General features: G+C 46.8%; 24 protein-coding genes. 23 read left to right on the forward strand and 1 reads right to left on the reverse strand.

Features of this window, described 5'->3' with window-relative positions:
- Position 1 precedes the first annotated feature (1 nt).
- The 23 genes from fliP to BUA79_RS08630 all read left to right on the forward strand — a co-directional run bounded on the left by fliP (position 2) and on the right by BUA79_RS08630 (position 21565).
- Positions 2-661: a flagellar type III secretion system pore protein FliP gene (gene fliP, locus BUA79_RS08520; RefSeq protein ID WP_073994013.1), complete on the forward strand. Its 660-nt coding sequence runs from the start codon at positions 2-4 to the stop codon at positions 659-661.
- Positions 662-681: 20 nt separating this feature from the next.
- On the forward strand, positions 682-939 hold the full coding sequence (locus BUA79_RS08525) for a flagellar biosynthetic protein FliQ (RefSeq protein WP_073994014.1): 258 nt from the start codon (positions 682-684) through the stop codon (positions 937-939).
- 25 nt (positions 940-964) lie between these two features.
- Entirely contained in the window at positions 965-1732 is a 768-nt protein-coding gene (fliR, locus tag BUA79_RS08530) for a flagellar biosynthetic protein FliR (RefSeq protein ID WP_073994015.1), read from the forward strand.
- 29 nt (positions 1733-1761) lie between these two features.
- Complete coding sequence (flhB, locus tag BUA79_RS08535; protein ID WP_073994016.1) at positions 1762-2829, forward strand: flagellar biosynthesis protein FlhB; 1068 nt, start codon at positions 1762-1764, stop codon at positions 2827-2829.
- A gap of 14 nt (positions 2830-2843) precedes the next feature.
- Entirely contained in the window at positions 2844-4910 is a 2067-nt protein-coding gene (gene flhA / locus BUA79_RS08540) for a flagellar biosynthesis protein FlhA (protein WP_073994017.1), read from the forward strand.
- A gap of 14 nt (positions 4911-4924) precedes the next feature.
- Positions 4925-5701 carry a sigma-70 family RNA polymerase sigma factor gene (locus BUA79_RS08545; protein ID WP_073994018.1) on the forward strand — a complete coding sequence of 259 codons (777 nt, stop codon included), beginning with the start codon at positions 4925-4927 and terminating at the stop codon, positions 5699-5701.
- 20 nt (positions 5702-5721) lie between these two features.
- Entirely contained in the window at positions 5722-6456 is a 735-nt protein-coding gene (locus BUA79_RS08550; RefSeq protein ID WP_073994019.1) for a flagellar hook-basal body protein, read from the forward strand.
- A 14-nt stretch (positions 6457-6470) separates the two neighbouring features.
- Positions 6471-7175, forward strand: coding sequence for a flagellar hook-basal body protein (locus tag BUA79_RS08555; RefSeq protein WP_073994020.1), 705 nt, complete (start codon positions 6471-6473; stop codon positions 7173-7175).
- Positions 7176-7201: 26 nt separating this feature from the next.
- Positions 7202-7828 (forward strand): chemotaxis protein CheC, encoded by a 627-nt coding sequence (locus tag BUA79_RS08560; RefSeq protein WP_073994021.1) that lies wholly within the window; start codon positions 7202-7204, stop codon positions 7826-7828.
- Positions 7821-8303 carry a chemotaxis protein CheD gene (locus tag BUA79_RS08565; RefSeq protein ID WP_073994022.1) on the forward strand — a complete coding sequence of 161 codons (483 nt, stop codon included), beginning with the start codon at positions 7821-7823 and terminating at the stop codon, positions 8301-8303. Before BUA79_RS08560 ends, BUA79_RS08565 begins: the two co-directional genes overlap by 8 nt.
- Positions 8304-8395: 92 nt before the next feature.
- The gene (locus BUA79_RS08570) at positions 8396-10351 is read left to right on the forward strand and encodes a chemotaxis protein CheA (RefSeq protein WP_073994023.1); all 1956 of its coding nucleotides are present in this window, start codon (positions 8396-8398) and stop codon (positions 10349-10351) included.
- A 7-nt stretch (positions 10352-10358) separates the two neighbouring features.
- The gene (locus tag BUA79_RS08575; protein ID WP_073994024.1) at positions 10359-10862 is read left to right on the forward strand and encodes a chemotaxis protein CheW; all 504 of its coding nucleotides are present in this window, start codon (positions 10359-10361) and stop codon (positions 10860-10862) included.
- Between the two features lie 14 nt (positions 10863-10876).
- Positions 10877-12682 carry a methyl-accepting chemotaxis protein gene (locus BUA79_RS08580; RefSeq protein ID WP_073994025.1) on the forward strand — a complete coding sequence of 602 codons (1806 nt, stop codon included), beginning with the start codon at positions 10877-10879 and terminating at the stop codon, positions 12680-12682.
- A gap of 15 nt (positions 12683-12697) precedes the next feature.
- Entirely contained in the window at positions 12698-13513 is an 816-nt protein-coding gene (locus BUA79_RS08585) for a CheR family methyltransferase (protein WP_073994026.1), read from the forward strand.
- A 17-nt stretch (positions 13514-13530) separates the two neighbouring features.
- Positions 13531-14541: a protein-glutamate methylesterase/protein-glutamine glutaminase gene (locus BUA79_RS08590; protein WP_094757388.1), complete on the forward strand. Its 1011-nt coding sequence runs from the start codon at positions 13531-13533 to the stop codon at positions 14539-14541.
- Positions 14542-14554: 13 nt separating this feature from the next.
- Positions 14555-16012, forward strand: a complete 1458-nt coding sequence (locus tag BUA79_RS08595; RefSeq protein WP_073994027.1) for a DEAD/DEAH box helicase — start codon at positions 14555-14557, stop codon at positions 16010-16012.
- 31 nt (positions 16013-16043) lie between these two features.
- Positions 16044-16397, forward strand: a complete 354-nt coding sequence (locus BUA79_RS08600) for a DUF4234 domain-containing protein (RefSeq protein WP_073994028.1) — start codon at positions 16044-16046, stop codon at positions 16395-16397.
- Complete coding sequence (locus BUA79_RS08605) at positions 16381-16785, forward strand: DUF2752 domain-containing protein (RefSeq protein WP_073994029.1); 405 nt, start codon at positions 16381-16383, stop codon at positions 16783-16785. Before BUA79_RS08600 ends, BUA79_RS08605 begins: the two co-directional genes overlap by 17 nt.
- Positions 16786-16854: 69 nt before the next feature.
- Positions 16855-18060 carry a serpin family protein gene (locus BUA79_RS08610; protein WP_242941671.1) on the forward strand — a complete coding sequence of 402 codons (1206 nt, stop codon included), beginning with the start codon at positions 16855-16857 and terminating at the stop codon, positions 18058-18060.
- Between the two features lie 121 nt (positions 18061-18181).
- Positions 18182-18418, forward strand: coding sequence for a (4Fe-4S)-binding protein (locus BUA79_RS08615; protein WP_073994031.1), 237 nt, complete (start codon positions 18182-18184; stop codon positions 18416-18418).
- A 67-nt stretch (positions 18419-18485) separates the two neighbouring features.
- Entirely contained in the window at positions 18486-19592 is a 1107-nt protein-coding gene (locus BUA79_RS08620; RefSeq protein WP_073994032.1) for an Ldh family oxidoreductase, read from the forward strand.
- Positions 19593-19758: 166 nt separating this feature from the next.
- Complete coding sequence (locus BUA79_RS08625) at positions 19759-20349, forward strand: 5-formyltetrahydrofolate cyclo-ligase (RefSeq protein ID WP_073994033.1); 591 nt, start codon at positions 19759-19761, stop codon at positions 20347-20349.
- Between the two features lie 4 nt (positions 20350-20353).
- The gene (locus tag BUA79_RS08630) at positions 20354-21565 is read left to right on the forward strand and encodes a CapA family protein (protein WP_073994034.1); all 1212 of its coding nucleotides are present in this window, start codon (positions 20354-20356) and stop codon (positions 21563-21565) included.
- 101 nt (positions 21566-21666) lie between these two features.
- Here the strand turns inward: BUA79_RS08630 and BUA79_RS08635 are convergent.
- A partial coding sequence (locus BUA79_RS08635) for an IS3 family transposase (protein WP_143147898.1) occupies positions 21667-21914 on the reverse strand: 248 nt, incomplete at its 5' end.

Here is a 21914-nt window from a genome sequence, read left to right on the forward strand (position 1 = left end):
GATGGATACACAGTCACTGATAAACATTAACGGAAACAGTACTCCTACCCTGGAAATTTTTCTGATGCTCACCGTCATTTCCCTGCTACCCTCCCTCCTTATCATGATGACATCCTTTACCAGGACGATCATTATTCTGTCCTTCGTAAGGAATGCGCTGGGGGTACAGCAGACGCCGCCTAATATGGTACTGGTGGGAATCGCGTTGTTTCTGACCCTGTTCATCATGCAGCCGGTCATATCCGAAATCAACACGAATGCCTACAAGCCATATATCGCCGAAGAGATCACCCAGCAGGAGGCTCTGGACATAGCACAGGTCCCTTTGAAGGAGTTCATGCTGCGGAATACGGAGAAAAGCTCCCTGAACTTATTCCTGGATTTGTCCGGGAAGGAAAAAACACAAGAAATCGAAGAGCTGCCTCTGACGGTTGTGATTCCATCCTTTATGACAAGCGAGCTTAAGAGGGCCTTTATGGCGGGATTTTTATTGTATCTTCCGTTTCTCATCATTGATATCGTAGTATCGAGTACGCTGATGTCCATGGGAATGATGATGCTTCCGCCGGCCATGATCTCCCTGCCATTCAAATTGCTGTTGTTTGTAACGGTCAATGGCTGGGAACTGTTGTTTGCAAGCATAGCAGGAAGCTTTAACTGATAGGCAGAAGGGATTTAGAGATGACGAATGGTGAAATCGCTGATTTAATGTATGAATTTTTTGTTATAGCCGTAAAACTGGCAGGTCCGACCCTGATTATAAGCATGATTGTCGGGATAGTCATTGCCATTTTTCAGGCAGCCACCCAGATTCACGAATCTACGGTTACATTTTTGCCGAAACTGATCGTGATTGCCCTGATATTGGTATTCACAGGGGGAACCATGCTGGAAACCCTGCAGGATTTCACCGTGAAAATCTTCGGTATGATGCTGTGAGAAGGATTAGGAGGAAACGGGATCCATGGGTATTTTAACCACGGCGCAATTCATGCTTTTTTCCCTGGTATTCATGCGGATGTCCGGATTCATACTGCTCAATCCGGTCCTTGGCAGACGAAATATCCCTATGGTGGCAAAGGGCGGCATGATAATGGTACTGAGCTTTCTGATATATTCCTTTATGGAGGGGGCAGCCATGGAGGTGAACTTACCCATAGAATATGCTGTTCTGCTTTTGAAGGAGTTTGCCATCGGGTATGTGCTGGGATTTGTTATGCAGCTGTTTGAATTTGTGGTCACTTTTGCGGGGAGCCTCATAGATTACCAGATGGGGTTGGCCATGTCTAGCATCTACGATCCACAGAGCGGAGGACAGGTGGCCTTGAGCGGACAGCTGTTTCAGATTTTCACGATGCTGCTTTTTTTTGCGGTGGATGGACACCTTGCCCTGATGAAGATACTAGTGACATCGGCCCAGGTCGTGCCTTTCGGAGAGGTGGTGTTCACGCCGGCGCTGGCGGGCGGGATACTGGATATCTTCTGTCAGTGCGTGGTACTGGCCGTGAAACTGGCGTTTCCATTTATCGCCATGGAGTTTTTGACGGAAATCGGAGTGGGAATCCTGATGAAGATGATTCCCCAGATAAATGTTTTTGTCGTCAATATTCAGGTGAAAATTCTGGTGGGGCTCATCATGCTGACATTCCTCTTTTCCCCCGTCACCAACTACCTGGAAAATCTAAATATTAATATGATAAACACACTGCAAGGGGTACTGAAGATGTTCTGACACTTGGAACAAGAAGGGAAGTGAAATGAATGCCGGGAGGAGATTCCAAGACAGAGAAAGCCACCCCGAAACGGCGGAAAGACGAACGGAAGAAAGGGAATGTGTTCTTCAGCAAGGACATTATTACAGTGGTTACCCTCTTGGGAGCCTTTTTCGGGCTGAAGCTGCTTTTTCCTTTCATGTACAGGACAGCAAGAGACAATCTCTTTTCCTATATAGATAAAGCGGAGCATATCACCGCACTGACTTCCGGAACCCTTCAGGAAATCACAAATGACACCCTGCTGACAGGTGCAAAATTGATCGTTCCCATTCTCTGCATCGTCATCTTCCTGGTTGTCCTGGCTACGGGTGTCCAGACCAGATTCATTTTCACCGGGAAAAATATGACTCCCCAATTTGGAAGGCTCAGCCCCCTTAAGGGAATCAAGAACCTGTTTTCCCTTAAGAATGTAGTGGAGCTGATCAAGAACCTTATTAAGATAGCTATCCTGCTGTACATACTGTATCAGGCTGTCCGGGGTGAGATGGACGTGCTGGCGAAAACGATGGACATGGACATAAAAACATCCTCCGTCTATCTTCTGGATACGGTACTATCCCTGGTAATGAAGATCTGCCTTGTATTCATCGCTGTGGCAGGATTTGACTACATGTACCAGCGATGGGATTACGAAAAGAAAATCCGGATGTCCAAACAGGACATGAAGGAAGAGTACAAGCAGATGGAGGGAAATCCGGAAATCAAGGGAAAAATCCGAGAGATTCAGCGTCAGAGGGCCAGAAGCCGTATGATGCAGGCGGTTCCCTCCGCTGATGTGGTCATCCGGAATCCTACTCATTTTGCAGTTGCCCTGAAGTACGATATCCATAAAGACCGCGCACCCATCCTGGTGGCTAAAGGGCAGGACGAGCTGGCCCTGCGGATTGTCCGGGTGGCACAGGAAAACGGCGTCCACGTGATGGAGAACAAGCCTCTGGCAAGGGCGATATATGCATCCACAAAGACTGGAAATGATATTCCGGAAGAGTATTATGCCACGGTGGCGGAAATCCTGGTTTACGTATACCGGCTTAATCAACAAAGCATAACATAGAAATGGTGTGAATAATGAAGAAATTAATGAACAATGCGGTAGTGATATTTATGGTGGCCATTGTGATGCTGCTGATCATTCCGCTGGGTCCTTTCCTGCTGGACGTAATGATAATCATAAATATTTCCGTCTCCTTGATTATCCTGATAATTTCCATGGGAATCAAAGAGCCACTGGAATTTTCGATTTTCCCCTCCCTCCTTTTAATTACAACACTCCTGCGTGTTGGAATCAATGTTTCTTCCACGAGAAATATCCTTTCCAACCAGGGAAATGCAGGACAGGTAATCAAATCTTTTGGCGATTTCATCCTGAAGGGAAATGTGGTTGTCGGCTTTATCATCTTCATCATTATCGCACTGGTGCAGTTTATCGTTATCACGAAGGGATCCGAAAGAGTCGCAGAAGTGGCTGCGAGGTTTACGCTGGATGCCATGCCGGGAAAACAGATGGCTATCGATGCGGATCTAAGTTCTGGGCTGATCAGCGAACAGCAGGCCAGGGAACGCAGAAGCAAAATCCAACGGGAAGCCGATTTCTACGGGGCCATGGATGGTGCCAGCAAATTTGTAAAGGGAGATGCTATCATGTCCCTGATCATCACCGGCATCAACTTTATCGGCGGAACCATCATCGGAATTGTCCAGAGCGGTATGCCGTTTACAGAGGTGCTTTCCGTATATTCCATTGCTACGGTGGGCGACGGACTGGTCTCCCAGATACCGGCTCTGATGGTTTCAACGGCAACAGGCATGATCGTTACCAGATCCGTGTCGGAGGGAAGCTTAAACGAAGATGTATCCAGACAGTTTAAATCCCAGCCGTATGCATTCATGATTACTGGAGGCTTTCTCCTGGTCCTCATGCTGGTGCCCGGGATGCCCCGGTTGCAGATGGGAATCCTCGCAGCAGTCTTTTTGACCGGCGGTTACAAGATCATGAAGAGGATGGATTGCCAGACAGATGAAATGCAGATGCTCGCTTCGGCGGGAGCAGGTGAGCATGAAACAGCAAATCCGGATGAAAATGAATATTACAGGGATCTCAATAATGTATACAGCTTGATCTCAGTAGACCCCATCGAAATGGAGTTTGGATACAGCCTGATCCCTCTGGCCGATGAATCCAACGGAGGGAAGATGATCAACCGCATCGTGATTTTCAGGAGGCAATATGCCCAGGAAATGGGTTTTGTCATCCCTTCCATACGCCTGCGGGATAGTGCCGGACTGCATACCAATCAGTATGTAATAAAAATAAAAGGGGAGGAAGTGGCAAAAGGGGAAATTCTGGTGGACTATTACCTGGCCCTTGAATCCCCGAACCCTTCGGGTGTAATAGATGGAATCGAGGCGATAGAGCCTGCCTATGGAATTCCCTGTAAATGGATCACTGCGGACAACAAAGAGATGGCAGAAATTTACGGCTACACGGTAATAGATCCTCTTTCCGTGATGCTGACCCACCTTTCGGAAACCGTGAAACAGCATGCCCATGAGCTGCTGAGCCGGCAGGAAGTAGCACAGCTGTTGGAAAATGTGAAGAAAAACGCACCGGAGCTGGTGGATGAAATATTCCCTACAATCATATCCTATGGAACCTTCCAGAAGATCCTTTCCAATCTTCTCAAAGAAGGGGTGCCCATCAAGGATATGGAGACGATTCTGGAATCTGTGGCAGAATCCGCAGCGGTCACTCGAGATGCCGATACCATTACGGAGAATATCCGGACCGCCCTGAAGCGAACCATAACCAGAAAATTCTGCAGGGACGGACAGATGAAGGTTATCACGCTGGATTCAGAACTGGAAAAAACCATCATTTCCAGCCTGACCAAAAGCGACCGGGGAATCTACCTGGCCCTGAGTCCCGAAGTGATGCAGGCAGTTATCGGCCAGATGGCGGAAGAAATCCGCAAGTTCAATGAGTTATCCCATGATACGGTCATTCTGACCAGTCAGGTGATCCGGACACATTTCCACCGGATGATCGAGCAGTTTTATCCCAGGGTATATGTTCTGTCTTTTAATGAGATAGCCAACAATATCCAGATCCAGGCAATTGGAAATATTACTATGTAGCGGGCAGGTATAAAATGGATGCAGAAAACGGATTTCAAAGAAAAAGCAATGAGGAATTATTGACTGAATACAAACAGACCTGTGCATTGGAAATCAAACAGGAACTTGTATTGCGTTATGTCCACATCGTCAGAAACATTGCCCTGCAGATGCGGAACGTGTATCTGGGGTTCTCCCAGCTGGATGACGTCGTGAACGAGGGCGTGCTGGTCATCATGAATGCCATCGAAAAATTTGATCTGGAAAGAAATGTGAAGTTTGAAACCTATATCTCCAAAAGAATCAGGGGAATGATTATCGATCTGGCCCGTAAGCAGGACTGGATTCCCCGGGGAGTCCGGAAAAGTGCGAAGGATATCGATAATGCCACACTGGAATTATACAATGAGACGGGACGATTTCCGAAACCTCAGGAAGTGGCAGATTTTCTTGGAATCGGCCTGGATAAATACCAGGAGATTCTTGGCAAGACCACGCTCTTCAACGTGCTCTCCCTGGATGTTCTTCTGGAGGAAACCAGCATCAAGCAGAAAAATAATGAGATTGCCGCCCCCCACAGCCCGGTTCGTCCGGAACAGCACACCCTGGACAAGGAACTTAAGGGCATGCTGGTGGACGGAATCAAAGATCTGCGGGACAATGAACAGACAGTGCTGTCCCTGTATTATGTAGAAGAGCTCAATATGAAGGATATCGCAAAGGTCATGCAGCTGAGTGAACCCCGGATATCACAGATCCACAGCAATGCCATCCGGAAGCTTCGTATCAGCATGCAGAAGACCATGGGGTAGACGAAAGGAAAGGGATTACTATGTTCAGAGGATTTTACAATCTGACCTCGGAGATTATCTGTCAGAACAAAAACTTAAATGTCATCAGCAACAACATGGCTAATGTATCTACGCCTGGCTATAAAGGAGATACTCTTGTGACCAGCACTTTCCGTGACGAGCTGTTATACCGTTCTGGAAGCCCTGAGCCGATAGGGGAGACCAGCATGGGCAAAGCAGGGGTGGGAAACGTGACGGGATTTACCCAGGGGGCCCTGTACAATACGGGAGGAGTCCTGGATGTCGCGCTTACGGGGGAAGGATTCTTCAAGGTTCAGACCGGAGAGGGCATGGTATATACCCGGGATGGAGCTTTTTCCATTGATGCGGAAGGATTTCTTTCTTTACAGGGCATCGGAAGAGTTATGGGGTCACAGGGTCCCATCAGAATGCGGACGGACGATGTTTCCATTGATTCACGTGGAAACATATATGAAGCTGGAAATACGGAACCATCTGGTAAAATTTCCATCGCGGATTTCCAGGATTACGGGCTTTTACAAAAACAGGACAACGGCATGTTTACAACTATCCAGCCGGAACTAAATTCAGACACCGTGATGCAGTGGAAATATTTGGAAACCTCCAACGTGGATACCATGACGGAGATGACGCAGATGATGGGGAGCCAAAGATCCATTCAGAGCTCGGCCCAGGTGCTGAAGATGTACGACCAGCTAATGGGGAAGATTGTTTCTGAAATCGGAAGGATATAAAAAGGGGGATAAAGATGAATGGTTCTTTCTATGCGGCTGTAACAGGCGCATCCGGACAGCAGACAAAAATGGATGTGGTAGCCAATAATATGGCAAATATTAATACGGCGGGATATAAGTCCCAGAGTGCGGTGTTCTCGTCGCTGGTGCAGAAGAAATTAAGCGATTCCGTATCTGGACTGGAAACTGTGCGTACCGGAACGGGGGCTGCAGTCAAAAAAATCGGGACGGAATTTACGCCGGCCGGGTATACGCAGACAGACAACGAGAATGATTATGCCATAGTAGGAAAAGGGTTTTTCATGCTGCAGAATCCGGTTTCGGGTGACACAACCTTTACCAGGGATGGAAGTTTCAGCCTGTCCCAGCGGGGCGGGGATTTCTATCTGGCTTCTTCCGATGGGAAACTGGTGCTGGACAAAGCAGGACGATATATCCGAATGGAAGAAGGAACGAACCCTGACATTGGAATATTCACCTTTGAAGTGGAGGCCGGATTGAAAAATATCGGCAAAAACGAATATGAAGCGACCCCAGTAAACGGGGAGCCAGTCCTGTCGGAATCATCCAGCCTGCAGCAGGGAGCCCTGGAGATTTCCGGCGTGGATCTGGCTGCGGAAATGGCTAAGGCCATGGAAGCTCAAAAAGCATATTCTCTCGCCCTGAAAATGATTCAGACCTCGGATGATGTTGCCGGTACAATAAATACACTGCGGTAATTGCTATAGAAGGGAGAAAACCTGGCATGCAGATTGAAAAATATGAAGATATGAATCTGTTAGAGATGGATGTAATACGGGAAATCGGAAGTATCGGAACCGGCAATGCGGCAACGGCTCTGTCTCAGCTTTTAAGGGAAGAAATACGAATGTCCATTCCGGAAGTGGCGATATTGGGGTTCGACGAGACAATAGAAAGGCTTGGAAATCCGGAAGAAATCGTGACAGCAGTTTTGGTCAGGATGAAGGGGGAGATCCAGGGCATGATGCTGCTCATCATGAAAATGGACTTCATAAGCGCAATTACTCAAAGACTTCTGAGTAAAGAAATACTGGATTATGCATTTTTAGGAAATCTGGAAATATCCGCCATAGAAGAGGCCGGCAACATAATCATTTCGTCGTATATCAATGCATTGTCCGCTCTGACAGGCGTATCCATAAGCCTTTCGGTGCCTGATATCGCTGTCAACATGCTGGGAGGAATATTAAGCGTACCCATGGCAGAATTCGGATATACCACAGACAAACTGATGATGATTGACGGAAAATTCTTTCTAAATAATAAAGAGCTCGAAAACCGGCTGCTGCTGATGCCGGACATCGAATCCCTGAATTTTCTGATGGAAAGACTGGGAGTACACAATGAATAAAAATATAACGGTTGGAATCGCGGATATGAAAATAGCCAGAGGGGAAGGAACCATCGTCACCCATGCCCTTGGATCGTGCATAGGCATAACTTTTTATGACCCCATGATACGTCTGGGAGCTATGGTCCACATCATGCTGCCGGAGTGCAGGAACATCAAAGATACAAGCGTTTTTAAATATGCGGATTCCGGGATAAAAGAAACCCTGCGGAAACTGAGTGCCTACGGGGGAAGCCGTGCCCGGATGGAATGCAAGATTGCCGGTGGGGCCAAGATGTTCGAATTTAAAGGCGGCGGCGAATTGGGCAATATCGGGCTTCGGAATGCAGAGTCGGTTCGCCGTATTCTAAAACAGGAGGGTCTGACCCTGCGGGGGGAAGATACCGGATCCAATTATGCCAGAACAATGTCTCTGGAATTGCATACAGGAAATGTGACGATTAAAACTTACGGGAGAGCAGAAATATCTTTATGATATGCTCTCTTTCTTTTTTTGGAAATACTTATATTCTCTTGTGTTTAGCCGATATTAAAAAGAGGGATTCAGAGTGAGAGGAGGTTTCGGCAATGTCAGTAGAAAATACCAATGATTCTCTGTTGGATATGTTTATATTTGAAACAATGCAGCTTACAGGTCAGCTTGAAGAATCTGTTCTGATCAGTGAAAAGGAGGGCTGCTACAACCAGGGTGCCATCAACGAGATTTTCAGGATCATGCATACCATAAAGGGTTCCGCAGCCATGATGATGTTTGAAAATATATCGGTGCTCGCCCATGGGCTGGAAGACCTCTTTTTTTATCTGCGGGAAGAGAAACCGGAGCTGGCGGACTGCTCGGCCATATCGGATCTCATCCTGGAGGGGGCTGACTTCATAAAAGAAGAGGTTACAAAGATCCAGGACGGTCTGGCTGCAGAAGGTGATTCTTCCGCTCTGCAGAGAAAAATCAGGGATTTCCTGATCAATCTGAAAAACCTGCGCGTCAGAGAGAACGTCGAAGACGATAATTCTTATAAGGCGGTCCTGTATTTCGAAGAAGGATGCGGCATGGAAAATATCCGTGCGTACGCGGTGATGAATAAGCTGCAGGAAATTACCCAGGAGATAAAATGTATTCCTGAAGATATCCTGGATAGTGATGAAAGTGCGGATCTCATAAGAAACCACGGATTTGTTATTTTTTTCAGGGCTAAGAAATCTCATGAAGAAATGAATCATTTTTTTATGCAGACCATTTTCCTGAAGGATATGGAGCTGATTCAGCTGCAAGAGAAAGAGGAAGAAGCGCAGGAAAAAGACGAAAAACAGGATCTGAAGCAGGAGAAAACCGGACAGCAGACCCATTCCCAGCAAAGCATTATCAGTGTCCATGTAGCGAAGCTGGACAAGCTCATGGATCTGGTGGGAGAAATGGTCATCGCGGAAGCCATGGTAGTACAGAATCCGGATCTGAAGGGGCTTGAGCTGAACAATTTCAGAAAGGCTGCCGGACAGCTGCGCAAGATCACAACCGAGATGCAGGATACTGTCATGTCAATAAGAATGGTTTCTCTTTCAACCACCTTTAACAAAATGCACCGTGTTGTCCGTGATATGTGCAAGAAACTGGAAAAGGATGTTCGTCTTGAGGTTATTGGGGAAGATACTGAGGTGGATAAAAATGTCATCGAACAAATTTCAGACCCTCTTATGCACCTGGTGCGCAACGCAGTGGATCATGGGATTGAGAATGGATGTGACAGGAAAATGACGGATAAACCGCTTCGGGGAACGGTTACCCTGGAAGCAAGAAACTCTGGAAGCGATGTACTCATCACGGTGCGGGATGATGGCAAAGGGCTGAACCGGGATTATATCCTGGATAAGGCCCAGGCGGCAGGTCTTTTACATAAGCCGGCTCAGGAAATGACGGACAAGGAGGCATTCGGCCTGATCCTGCTCCCCGGATTTTCAACAAACGAAAAAGTTACTGAATTTTCCGGACGGGGCGTCGGCATGGATGTGGTGGCAAGGAATATCGAAAATATCGGAGGATCCCTTTCTATTGAAAGTGAAAAGACAAAAGGGACTACCTTTATCTGTAAGATACCACTGACACTGGCCATCATTGACGGAATGAATGTGAGGGTGGGTTCATCCTGCTACACGATCCCTACCATATCCATCAAGGAATTTTTCCGGATCCGCAATGAAGAAGTAATAACAGATCCGGATGGAAATGAGATGATTATGGTCCGGGGGAATTGCTATCAGATCCAGCGGATGAATAAGCTGCATAATATCGAAACCAGAATCACAGATCTGGAGGACGGGATTCTCATTATGGTGGAACACGACGGGAAAGTTGCCTGTATATTTGCAGATGAACTCTTGGGTCAGCAGCAGGTAGTGGTAAAGACTTTACCGGAATATATACACAGATTTAAAGAGACGGGTTGGCTGGCCGGCTGCACACTACTTGGAGACGGCAGCATCAGTCTCATACTGGATGTGGCAAGGCTGTTCGACGGAGGAAGGGGATAACGGAATTATGGCCAATAACCTTGAAAATATTTTATCAGACAGGATGGAAACGTCCGAGGATACACAGAAGAACCGGTTTCTGACATTTCTTGTGGGCAATGAAGGATACGGCATTGAAATACAGTACATCACGGAAATTATCAATGTGCTGGCTATCACGAAGATACCGGAGCTTCCTGAATATGTTAAAGGCATCATAAACCTGCGGGGGAAAATTGTTCCTGTTATGGACGTGCGCCTCCGATTCGGAAAGACTGCCAGGGAATATGATGACAGGACATGTATTATTGTCATGAATATGGGGGACTTGATTATCGGACTCATTGTAGACAGTGTTTCGGAAGTCCTGACGATTCCGGAAGAAGATATCAGCGACCCTCCCCAGGTGGGCGCACGCGGGAGCGTGTTTATCCGAAAAATAGGGAAATCACCAGGCGGCATGAAACTTCTGCTGGACTGCAACAGGCTTCTTATGGAAGAAAATACGGAAGATTTAAGTGACGAGGTTTGAAAGGGAGACGGGAAATGAAAAAGACTGGAAAGAAAATCGCTTTAAAAAACAGGCTGATTTTTGGCTTTGGATTCATGGGAATTGTATTTGTGATATTGGGACTCATTGCGCTTTTTTCACTGAAGACTCTGGATGAAAGCACGAAAGAGCTTTCATCCAGGTGCATACCGAGCATAGATGAGGTCAGCGGGTTGCGTGGGGCAGTTGCCGAGTACAGGGCAGAAGAGCTGATTCTAGCTCTGTCAGTGGATGATGCAGAGCAGAAAAAACATGAAGCCAATCTGAAAAACATGAAGGCCGATATCCAGGAAATGATAGATTCGTATAAAACAGGTTTGGGAGGCACCAGGTCCGCAGGGGATCTGGAACGTTTTGCCGTGTTTGAGGAGAATTGGAAAGAGTACCTGGATGAAAGTGGGAAGCTTGTCCTTTACGTAAAGGGAAATGACAGTCAGGCAGCCAATAAGCTGGTACAGGGATCCTCGTCAGCTGCTTTCAAGGAAATGGAAACGGCTTTAGACAGTGTCATTGGATTTGTAAACGGAATGGTGGATTCTGCCAGTGAAAAGGCAGCGTCCGTTTACGCAACAACCTTGCAGATAATCATCATCGTAATGGCAGCGGCGATCATATTATGTCTTGCACTTGCTTTCATAATCACGAAAAGCATTGCATTGCCCCTAAGACTTATCGCAGAGGCAGCCGACAAGCTTTCCCAGGGGGATACCGAGGTGGAGGCAGAGTCCAGGTCAAACGACGAAATAGGAGAGGCAATGGATGCCTTTGCCAGAATGATTGAAAATACCAGAAAACAGGTTCAGGTTGCCGAACGGATTGCCCAGGGGGACTACACCATGGATATTGAGGTGAGATCCCAGAAGGACTACCTGAACATGGCCCTGTCGGAAATGGTCAAAAATAACAATGAGCTGCTTACCAACATTGCGACCGCGTCCGAACAGGTTGCGGCGGGTTCCAGACAGGTATCTGATGCAAGCATTTCCCTTTCGGAGGGGGCCACGGAACAGGCAAGCTCCATCGAACAGCTGACCGCATCCATGCAGCAGATTTCTGCCCAGACGGAGCTGAATGCGCACAATGCCGACAAGGCAAATGAACTGGCAGGCAGGGCGACATTCATAGCAAGGGATGGCGTAAACCAGATGGGGGGTATGCTGGAGGCCATGGAGGAAATCAACCAGTCTTCTGCAAACATCTCCAAAATCATCAAAGTCATCAACGATATCGCCTTTCAGACCAATATCCTGGCTCTTAATGCGGCGGTGGAGGCGGCAAGGGCCGGACAGTATGGAAAAGGATTTGCGGTAGTTGCAGAAGAGGTGAGAAGCCTGGCAGCCCGGTCGGCCAAGGCAGCGGATGAGACTACGGAATTGATTGAAAGTTCCATCAAAAAATCGGATCATGGAACCAGGATTGCGGAAAATACGGCGGTAGCTTTGGGCGAAATTGCTGATCAGATTGAAAAGGTGGCTGTTCTTATCAATGATATTGATGTCGCCTCCAATGAACAGGCTGCCGGAGTGGGACAGATCAACATGGGAATCATGCAGGTATCCCAGGTCGTTCAGGCCAACTCTGCGACTTCTGAAGAAAGTGCAGCCGCCAGTGAAGAACTTTCCAGCCAGGCTCAGCTGCTCAAGGAATCGGTGTCCCGGTTCAAATTGAAGAAAGCGCATTCCGGCTATACGGAATACAGGAAAGATAAAAAGGATCCGGATGTGACAGGAATATTGAATACGACGTCCGCAAGAAGAAGTCGGAAAATAATTCTTGGCGATGAGGAATTTGGCAAATACTGATAAGGCGGTATTAACGTGATAAGGATTACGGATAATGAATTTGATAAACTGGCATCTTATATTCAGGCAAATTATGGAATATTTCTGAAGAAGGAGAAGCAGGCCCTGGTTACGGGTCGGCTTCAGGCTGAATTGGTCCAGAATGGATTTAAAAACTTTTCAGAATATTTTGAATACATTCTGGCGGATACTTCCGGATCAGCTGTTACTGCGATGATCAACAAGATAACCACAAATCATACTTTTTTTATGCGAGAATCGGAACATTTCGATTTTTTTCAAAGCGAGGTGCTTCCTTTCCTTCACAGTACAGTCAGAAATAATGATCTGCGCATATGGAGTGCCGGATGTTCCTCAGGAGAGGAACCGTATACATTGGCCATGATTCTGGATGAATATTTTGGAAATGAAAAAGGTACCTGGGATACAAAGGTGCTGGCCACTGACATCTCAACCAAGGTTCTGGATACGGCCAAGTCAGGCATTTATTCAAACGACAAGGTAGGCACGATGCCGACTCATTTCAGAGCAAAATATTTCAGGAGGATGGACGAAAAATCCTCTGTAATTCATGACAAAATCAGGAACGAAGTGATTTTTGGAAAATTCAATCTGATGGAAGAACGGTTTCCATTCAAAAAGAAATTCCATGTAATCTTCTGCAGAAATGTAATGATATATTTTGATGAAAAAACGAAAACGGAACTGGTAAATAAATTTTATGATTTTCTGGAACCAGGCGGATACCTCTTTATAGGACATTCCGAATCCCTGAATCGGGAAACTACCAGATTCAGTTATGTAAAACCTGCTTTGTACAGGAAAAAATAGGAGCGAGGTTAGGGAATGTGGAACTGAAAAAGAAAATCAGGGTTTTGATAGTAGATGACAGCCTGCTGTTCAGGGAAGTGATTTCAAGAGGTGTTTCCAGTGACCGGAATATTGAGGTTGTGGCTGTAGCCAAAGACCCCTTTGATGCAAGGGATAAGATTCTCCAGTACAGGCCGGATGTCATGACATGCGACGTGGAGATGCCGAAAATGAACGGAATCGAATTTCTGCGCAGGCTTCTGCCCCAGTACCCGCTGCCGGTGATTGTAGTCAGCACGGTAAGTGAAGCCGTATTTGACGCCATGGACGCCGGGGCTTTGGACTTTGTGACAAAACCGGATGTTACGTCCCCGAAAAGCGTGGAGGGATTCCTGTATGAAATGATCAGTAAGATCAAAGTTGCAGCCATTTCCAATATTTCTGGTGAGAAGGGAATGGAAGACCAGAGGGGAATAATTCGGAAAACAAAAGATGATTCGGGAAGGATTATAGCAATCGGTGCCTCCACGGGAGGCACCGATGCCATTTCCAAGATCTTGATGGCGCTGCCTTCGGACATGCCGCCAATTCTGGTTGTGCAGCATATACCGCCGGTCTTTTCCCGTATGTTTGCGGAAAGGCTGAATACCGCCACGAATCTGCAGGTTAAAGAGGCAGAGGGCGGTGAGTATGTGGAAAGAGGTCAGGTTCTGATTGCCCCGGGTGACCGTCATATGAAGATCTGCAGAAGCGGGAACCGGTACAAGACGGTGTGCTTTGCCGGAGAGAAGGTTAATGGACATTGTCCGTCCGTAGATGTGTTATTTGAGTCTGTCGCCAAAGAAGCAGGGCAGAAAGCAACCGGCGTCATCCTAACGGGGATGGGGCATGATGGGGCCAAGGGTCTCCTGTCCATGAAGAAAGCGGGCGCAAAGACGATTGGACAGGATGAAAAAACTTGTGTTGTTTACGGCATGCCAAAAGTAGCTTATAATATAGGTGCAGTAGAAAAGCAGGCTGCACTGGAAAAGATCCCAGCCTTGCTTTAGAAAGTGAAGGAAAATGGGAAAAGAAAAGTTTGAAGATTTTAGGCTGAGCAGCGAACTGTTGAAATCAATAAGCATCCTGGGCTATGAAGAACCAACCGAGGTGCAGGCACAGGTGATACCTGCCATACTTGGTAAGAAGGACGTGGTGGTCAAGTCCCAGACCGGGAGTGGGAAAACGGCAGCATTTGCCATTCCTCTTTGTGAACTGCTGGTATGGGAAGAAAACAGCCCGCAGGCACTTGTTCTGGAGCCCACGAGGGAGCTGGCTCTTCAGGTCAAGAAGGAAATATTCAGTCTTGGCAGGTTTAAAAGGATAAAGGTGCCGGTTATTTTCGGCAAATCCAATTTTTACAACCAGGAAAAAGAATTAAAACAGAAAACACACTGTGTGGTTGCCACACCAGGGAGGATTCTGGATCACCTGGAGAGGGAAACGATTGACGTCTCGAAAGTGAAATATCTTGTCATTGACGAAGCGGATGAAATGTTCAATATGGGATTTGTTGAACAGATTGAGGCCGTCATCCGCAGACTGCCCCAGGAGAGGGTGACGGTTCTCCTATCCGCAACAATGCCGGAAAATGTCGCAGGACTTTGCAGTAAATATATGAAAGACCCCATTTATGTTGAAATTGAGGACCAGAGCCCGGCATTGGATAGAATAATCCAGGAAAGATTTGATGTTTCAGAATCAGATAAGCTGAAGGTTCTAAAGGATATCCTCGTCGTGGAGAATCCGGACAGCTGCATAATATTCTGCAATACCAGACTGCAGGTGGATGAGGTTTATGAAGTATTGACGTTAATGGACTGTAATTGTGAACGGATTCATGGTGGAATGGAACAGAGCGACAGGATGAAGGTTATGAAGGGATTTAAGACTGGCAGATTCAGATATCTGATTGCAACCGATGTGGCGGCTCGGGGAATTGATGTTGACAGCATAACCCTGGTAATAAATTTTGATGTCCCCCAGGATGCCCCGGTTTATGTCCACAGGATTGGCAGGACTGGACGAATTGGAAATACCGGCAGGGCACTGACATTCGTGGCGGAGGATGAAAGGAGATATCTTTCCGATATAGAGAAGTATATCGGAAAAGAAATTCCTTTAAAGGAAAGACCCGGGCAGGAACATGTGAGATTGGGCGGAGAAGAGTTCGCTATGAAGACGATGGCCACACCTGAAATAAAAGAAGAAAAAAATGCGAAACTGGATAAGGACATTATGCGGCTGCACATCAATGCAGGCAGGAAGACGAAAATGCGACCGGTCGACATCGTGGGAACCATCTGCAGCATTGAAGGTTTAACGGCGGAAGACATTGGAATCATAAATATTCAGGATATTTCAACCTTTGTGGAAATTCTGAATAAAAAAGGTGAAATCGTACTGAGAGAGCTGCAGAATAAAACTATCAAAGGGAGAATCCGTAAAGTGAGTGTTGCGGATTCCTCGAAATTTCTTTAGCGAAAATAAAAAATGGAAAGGGGGTTTTTTTATGGTTATGAAAAGAAGCATCGCATTATGTATAATTTTCACTATCATCACATGCGGCATCTATGGTATGTACTGGCAGGTGATCCTTACCGATGATACCAATACGCTGGCTGATGAGCCCGGAACTTCCGGAATCATGGCACTCATTTTCACGATAATAACCTGTGGAATCTACGGACTTTACTGGGCATACAAGCGGGGGGAACTTATTGACCGGGCAAAACTGGACAGGGGAATACCTGCAAGCAACGGCGGCGTTTTATATCTCATTGTCTTTATTTTAGGGGGCATCATAGCCTACGCCCTGATCCAGAATGAGATCAACAATCTGCAAGATTATGGAAAAACGTATTAATCAATTGCTGAAGAGGGGTGGGCTGGTTATTGCAGCAGGACTGGGATATGGCGTTTGGTGCAGGTATACCCATTTGGCCATTCCCTGTCTTTTCCATAAAATCACCGGCCTGTACTGTCCCGGGTGCGGCATCAGCCGCATGAGTCTGGCCCTCCTGCAAGGGGACTTCAGGGAAGCCTTTCTCAACAATCCGGGTGTGCTCTGTGTTCTTCCTGTTTTGATTCTGGTCTGTGCGAATGGAAGCGTCCGTTATGTACGGACCGGCAGGATGGAGCAGAACAAAGCAGAGAAGTATATGCTGACGGCAGTGTTGGTAGTACTTATCGTATTTGGCATGCTGAGAAATATTCCCGGCCTGGAGATGCTGCATCCCCAGGGAAGGATTTAGCAGCGATGTGAAAGGAGATGTTTCGGCATGAGATGGTATCGGATTTTATGCATAGTGATTTTAGCCGCCATGACACTGAATTTGACCGCATGCAGACCGCAGCCTGAGGCGGCGGATCTGACGGAAGGATTGTCCGCCCGCGCGGTGGCAGGGAAAGCCGTGGACGAGGAATTCATCAAGAATACATCCGATTTTTCGGTGGAGCTTTTCAAAAGGACAGTAGAAGACAGGGAAAATTCCCTGATCTCTCCGATATCTGTCCTGCTTGCCCTGGCCATGACAGCAAATGGGGCAGAGGACGAGACTCTTGCCCAGATGGAAAAAGTACTGGGAGGGACCATTCCGCAGGATGACTTGAATGAATATCTTTATACCTATACCCAAAGCCTGTCAGACAAAGAGGATGCTTCGCTGCACATAGCAGACTCCATTTGGTTCCGGGATACTCAGGATCTGGTGGTTGAGCCGGATTTTCTGCAGAAGAATGCGGATTACTACGGAGCCGCCGCGTACAGGGCTCCATTTGATGAAAGTACGATTAAGGATATCAACAGCTGGGTCAGTAAAAATACGAATGGGATGATCGAGGAGATTCTGGATGAAATCAACGGATCTGCTGTGATGTTTTTGATTAATGCCATAGCATTTGAGGCGCAATGGGAGAATGTCTATCACAAAGAAGACATCGCAGAGGGAGATTTTACAGACATCGAAGGAAACACGGTCTCCGTGGATTTCATGTATTCAGATGAAAGCATCTACCTGGAAGGTGCGGATGCAACCGGTTTTGTGAAGCGGTATGCAGGAGGGAAGTACAGCTTTATGGCCCTGCTGCCGGATGAGGGCGTAGATATTAATAAATATATTGAATCCCTGAGTGGAGAAGCATTGCAGAAAATTCTGGGTGGTGCCCAGGATTCCATTGTCGGGGCAGCCGTTCCAAAGTTCAGCTGCGAATATACTGTGAAAATGAATGAAGCCCTGAAGAATATGGGGATGGAAGAAGCTTTCAATCCTGATCTGGCAAAATTTGGCCGCATGGGAAGCAGTTCTTTCGGAAATATCTATATACAGGAAGTTCTGCATAAGACATTTATTACCGTGGATGAACTGGGCACAAAAGCAGGAGCGGTCACAAAGGTTGAAATGGGTGTTACCGGGACTTCCGAGAAAAAATATGTAATACTCGACAGGCCTTTTATCTATGCCATCCTTGACAATGACACCAATCTTCCAGTTTTTATGGGAACTGTCGTAAGCCCGGAATGGGAATAGCGTCGGTGGAGATGAAGCAGGCTGTCAGAACTTAAGTCCTTTTCCTTTAATGATTTTCAATTGTATTTTACTGCAAAATAAAATATAATGAAGACAGAAAATATCATCAAGGGGGAATTTTATGGAAAAATCAAATGAACAGAAGGTTTCTAAATATTCATCCGATGAAATAACCATCGGTTATTATCCTGATCGTTGTATACACAGTGGCGTATGCACGCGGAATCTGCCATCTGTATTCAGTATGAAGACAAAACCATGGGTTAATCCGAATGGAGCAACGGTGGAAGAGATAAAGAATCTGATTGACAGATGTCCAAGCGGTGCCCTGTTTTATGAAGTGCCGGAAGATAAATAATTCAATGATAAGGCTCCAGTCCGCATAAAGGGCAGGAGCCTTTGACAATAAGGTTGGGAGGAGCAGTATGGACAACAGACCGTTTGTATCCTGGGAATTGATCGGAAACTTTATGAGAGATTCATTTGTGAAGATGGGAGTGCCGGAAGAAGATGCGGCAATATGTGCGGATGTTCTGATGGAAAGCGATCGGAGAGGGATTGAAAGCCATGGATGCAACCGTTTCAAGTCGATTTACATCGACCGCATCAAGGCGGGAATCCAGCAGCCGGTGACGGAATTTGAAGTCCTGAAGGAGACGCCGACCACCGCTGTGGTGGATGGACATAACGGGATGGGGATGGTCATCTCCTATAAGGCAATGAATATGGCAATCGAAAAGGCGGCAAAATTCGGAATGGGAATGGTGGCCGTGCGCAATTCGACCCATTATGGAATCGCAGGATATTATGCCTCAATGGCGGCGAAAAGAGATATGATTGGAATTACAGGAACCAACGCCAGACCTTCCGTCGCCCCTACTTTTGGAGTGGAGAATATGCTGGGAACCAACCCGCTGACCGTAGGAATGCCCACAGACGAGGAATTCCCATTTGTGCTGGATTGTGCCACCAGCATCACGCAAAGGGGAAGGATAGAATATTATGCCCGTTCCGGCCTGGAGACGCCGGAAGGCGTGGTTGTCGGTCCTGACGGCCAATATTTGACGGATAGCCAGCTGATTCTGTCCCAGCTGTCTAAAGGGGAAGCTTCTCTGGCTCCCTTGGGAGGAATTGGCGAGGAACTGGGAGGATATAAGGGATATGGCTATGCTGCGGTCGTTGAGATCCTTTCGTCGGCGCTGCAGGCAGGCAGCTACATGAAGATGCTTTCGGGAATCGGCCCGGATGGTGAAAAGACGCCGATTCCTATCGGACATTTCTTCATGGCAATGGATACGGAGGCCTTTATGGGAGCAGACAGTTTCAGGAAGACAGCCGGGGACATACTCAGACAGCTCCGCTCATCCAAAAAGGTGCCAGGGCAGGACCGGATTTACACGGCAGGCGAGAAGGAATACCTTTCGTGGCTGGACAGAAAGGAAAAAGGAGTACCTTTAGGGGAAGGAGTTCAGAAGGATCTGATGGAAGTCAGGGATGAGCTGCAGCTTCCCTATCGGTTTCCGTTTGAATAATCAAAAATTCGTGTCCAAAAAGGCACCAGGTACTCATAGCGAGTACCTGGTGCCTTTTTGGAGAAAGGAAATGTTGCCTTGCAATTTCATAAATGGTGCATTATTATAAATGCATGTGGTTTCGTGTATATGGGACAAATCGAGAAGAATTTTGGAGGAAAAGATTTTGGATAAGAAAGAACTTCGCGTAAAATTGTTAGTAAAAAGAGAAAACATCAGCGACAGGGAGATAGAGGAAAGAAGCAGGGGCATCCTTGGAAAGTTAAAAGAAATGGATGAATTCAAACGTGCCCGCACGGTTATGATTTATGTCAGTTTTGGAAAAGAGATCCGGACCTGGGAGTTCATCCAGGAGTGTCTGGCTTTGGGCAAAGAGGTCATTACTCCTATCTGCAACAATAAGGACGGTACGCTGATACTTGGAAAGACGCCGGAATTTCCGGAAGGATTCAAGCAGACAAAATTCGGGATACTGGAGCTGCCGGCCTGTAATTGCAACCATGCTGACATTGAAGACATAGATTTCATAGTGATGCCGGGGCTTGCTTTCAGTAAAGAGGGGGGAAGACTTGGATATGGTGCGGGATACTACGATAAGCTTTTAGAACATAAATCTGAAAAAACGGTGACAGTAGCCCCGTCATTTGAGGAATTTGTTCTTGAGAATCTGCCGATAGAACCCCACGATGTAAGAATGGATTATGTCGTTACGGATAGCAAGATATATAAATCTTCTGATTATCTGCCGAAGGAGTAGAAATTTGAGAAAATACATTATTTTACTGGCGGTCCTCATCATCGCTTTTCTGGGAGTAGTGGGATTTGTAATCAAAAACGCACTGCCGGGTGAGAGCGCCGCACAGGAGACGACGACAGCCGCGGCGACACAGGAAACTGCACAGCCGACTACGGAGGCGGCTAAAGAGGTGACGCTGCTTGCAGTCGGTGACGTGCTGGCTCATACGCCTGTACTGGCGGCTGCAAAAAATGAGGACGGAAGCTACAGCTTTGACAGCCTGTTTGCTGTCATGAAAGAAGAGTTTCAGAGTGCGGATATCGCCGTGGTAAACCAGGAGACGATATTGGGAGGTTCTGATGGGGGATTTCCTTATGATGGATATCCGAATTTCAACACACCGGACTCCATGGGGGATGCCATTATTGGTGCGGGATTTGACGTGGTGCTTCAGGCATCGAATCATTCCAGGGATGCAGGGGTTTCCGGAATCCTCCACAGCATTAATTATTGGAAAAACCATTCGGGAGAAGCCATGATGCTGGGACTTAATGAAACCCAGGCGGAAAGGGATACAATCCGCATCCTCGAGAAGAATGGTATTACATTTGCACTTCTGAACTACACATATGGCTTAAATGGATATTCCCTGCCGGCCGACCAGACCTACCTGGTGAATATAATGGATTCCTCTACTCTGGAACAGGTAAAGGCGGACATTACGAAAGCATCCGGGATGGCAGACTTCGTAATCGTATTCCCACATTGGGGGTCGGAGGATCGCACGGGAGATCCGACACCGGACCAGACATCCTGGGCGAAGATGATGACGGAAGCCGGTGCGGACCTGATTATCGGAACCCATCCTCATGTTATTGAAAATATTGAGTGGGTAACGTCAGATAACGGAAACCGAGCTCTCTGCTATTATTCCATCGGCAACTATTCGTCCAACCAACAGAATCTGGCGGAGGTTCTGGGAGGAATGGCGAAGGTGAAGATTATTAAAGAAGATGGCATGACCCGTATAAAGGAAGAGGAAACCGGAGTCGTGCCTATTGTAACCCACAATGACAAAACATCTGGAAAGGCCGTCATTCAGACATATCGTCTGACAGATTATACAGAAGAGATGGCGAAGGTTCATGATATTTTCATCCGTTTTGACAACAGTTTTTCACTTGCAAGGCTGCAGGATCTGGCAAATCAGGTGTTCGGAGACTGGATTCTGAAATAAGAAATAAAAAATCCCGTTCTGTGGTCTGAACTGCTTCCCGTCAAGTAGACAATTGAAAAAATATAAATCTTTTCTGCCAGTAGATAACCTACTGGCAGTTTTTACGCCGCTTGTAAATACATTTCGTGCTTTTCCATTGGAGTCAGCACACCTAAGTTTCGTTGTAATCTTTTATTGTTATAGTATCTAATGTAATTTTTTATCATTTCAACGATAGCTTCTCTGCTAGTAAATCTTTTTCCGTAATAACGTTCTCTTTTTATGATCCCCCAAAATCCTTCCATCGGTCCATTATCAATGCATTTGGCTACCCTTGACATACTCTGGGTCATTCCTGCCCTTTCAAGTT

Source organism: Parasporobacterium paucivorans DSM 15970, from assembly GCF_900141895.1.
In the GTDB taxonomy this organism is placed as follows: Bacteria; Bacillota; Clostridia; order Lachnospirales; family Lachnospiraceae; genus Parasporobacterium; species Parasporobacterium paucivorans.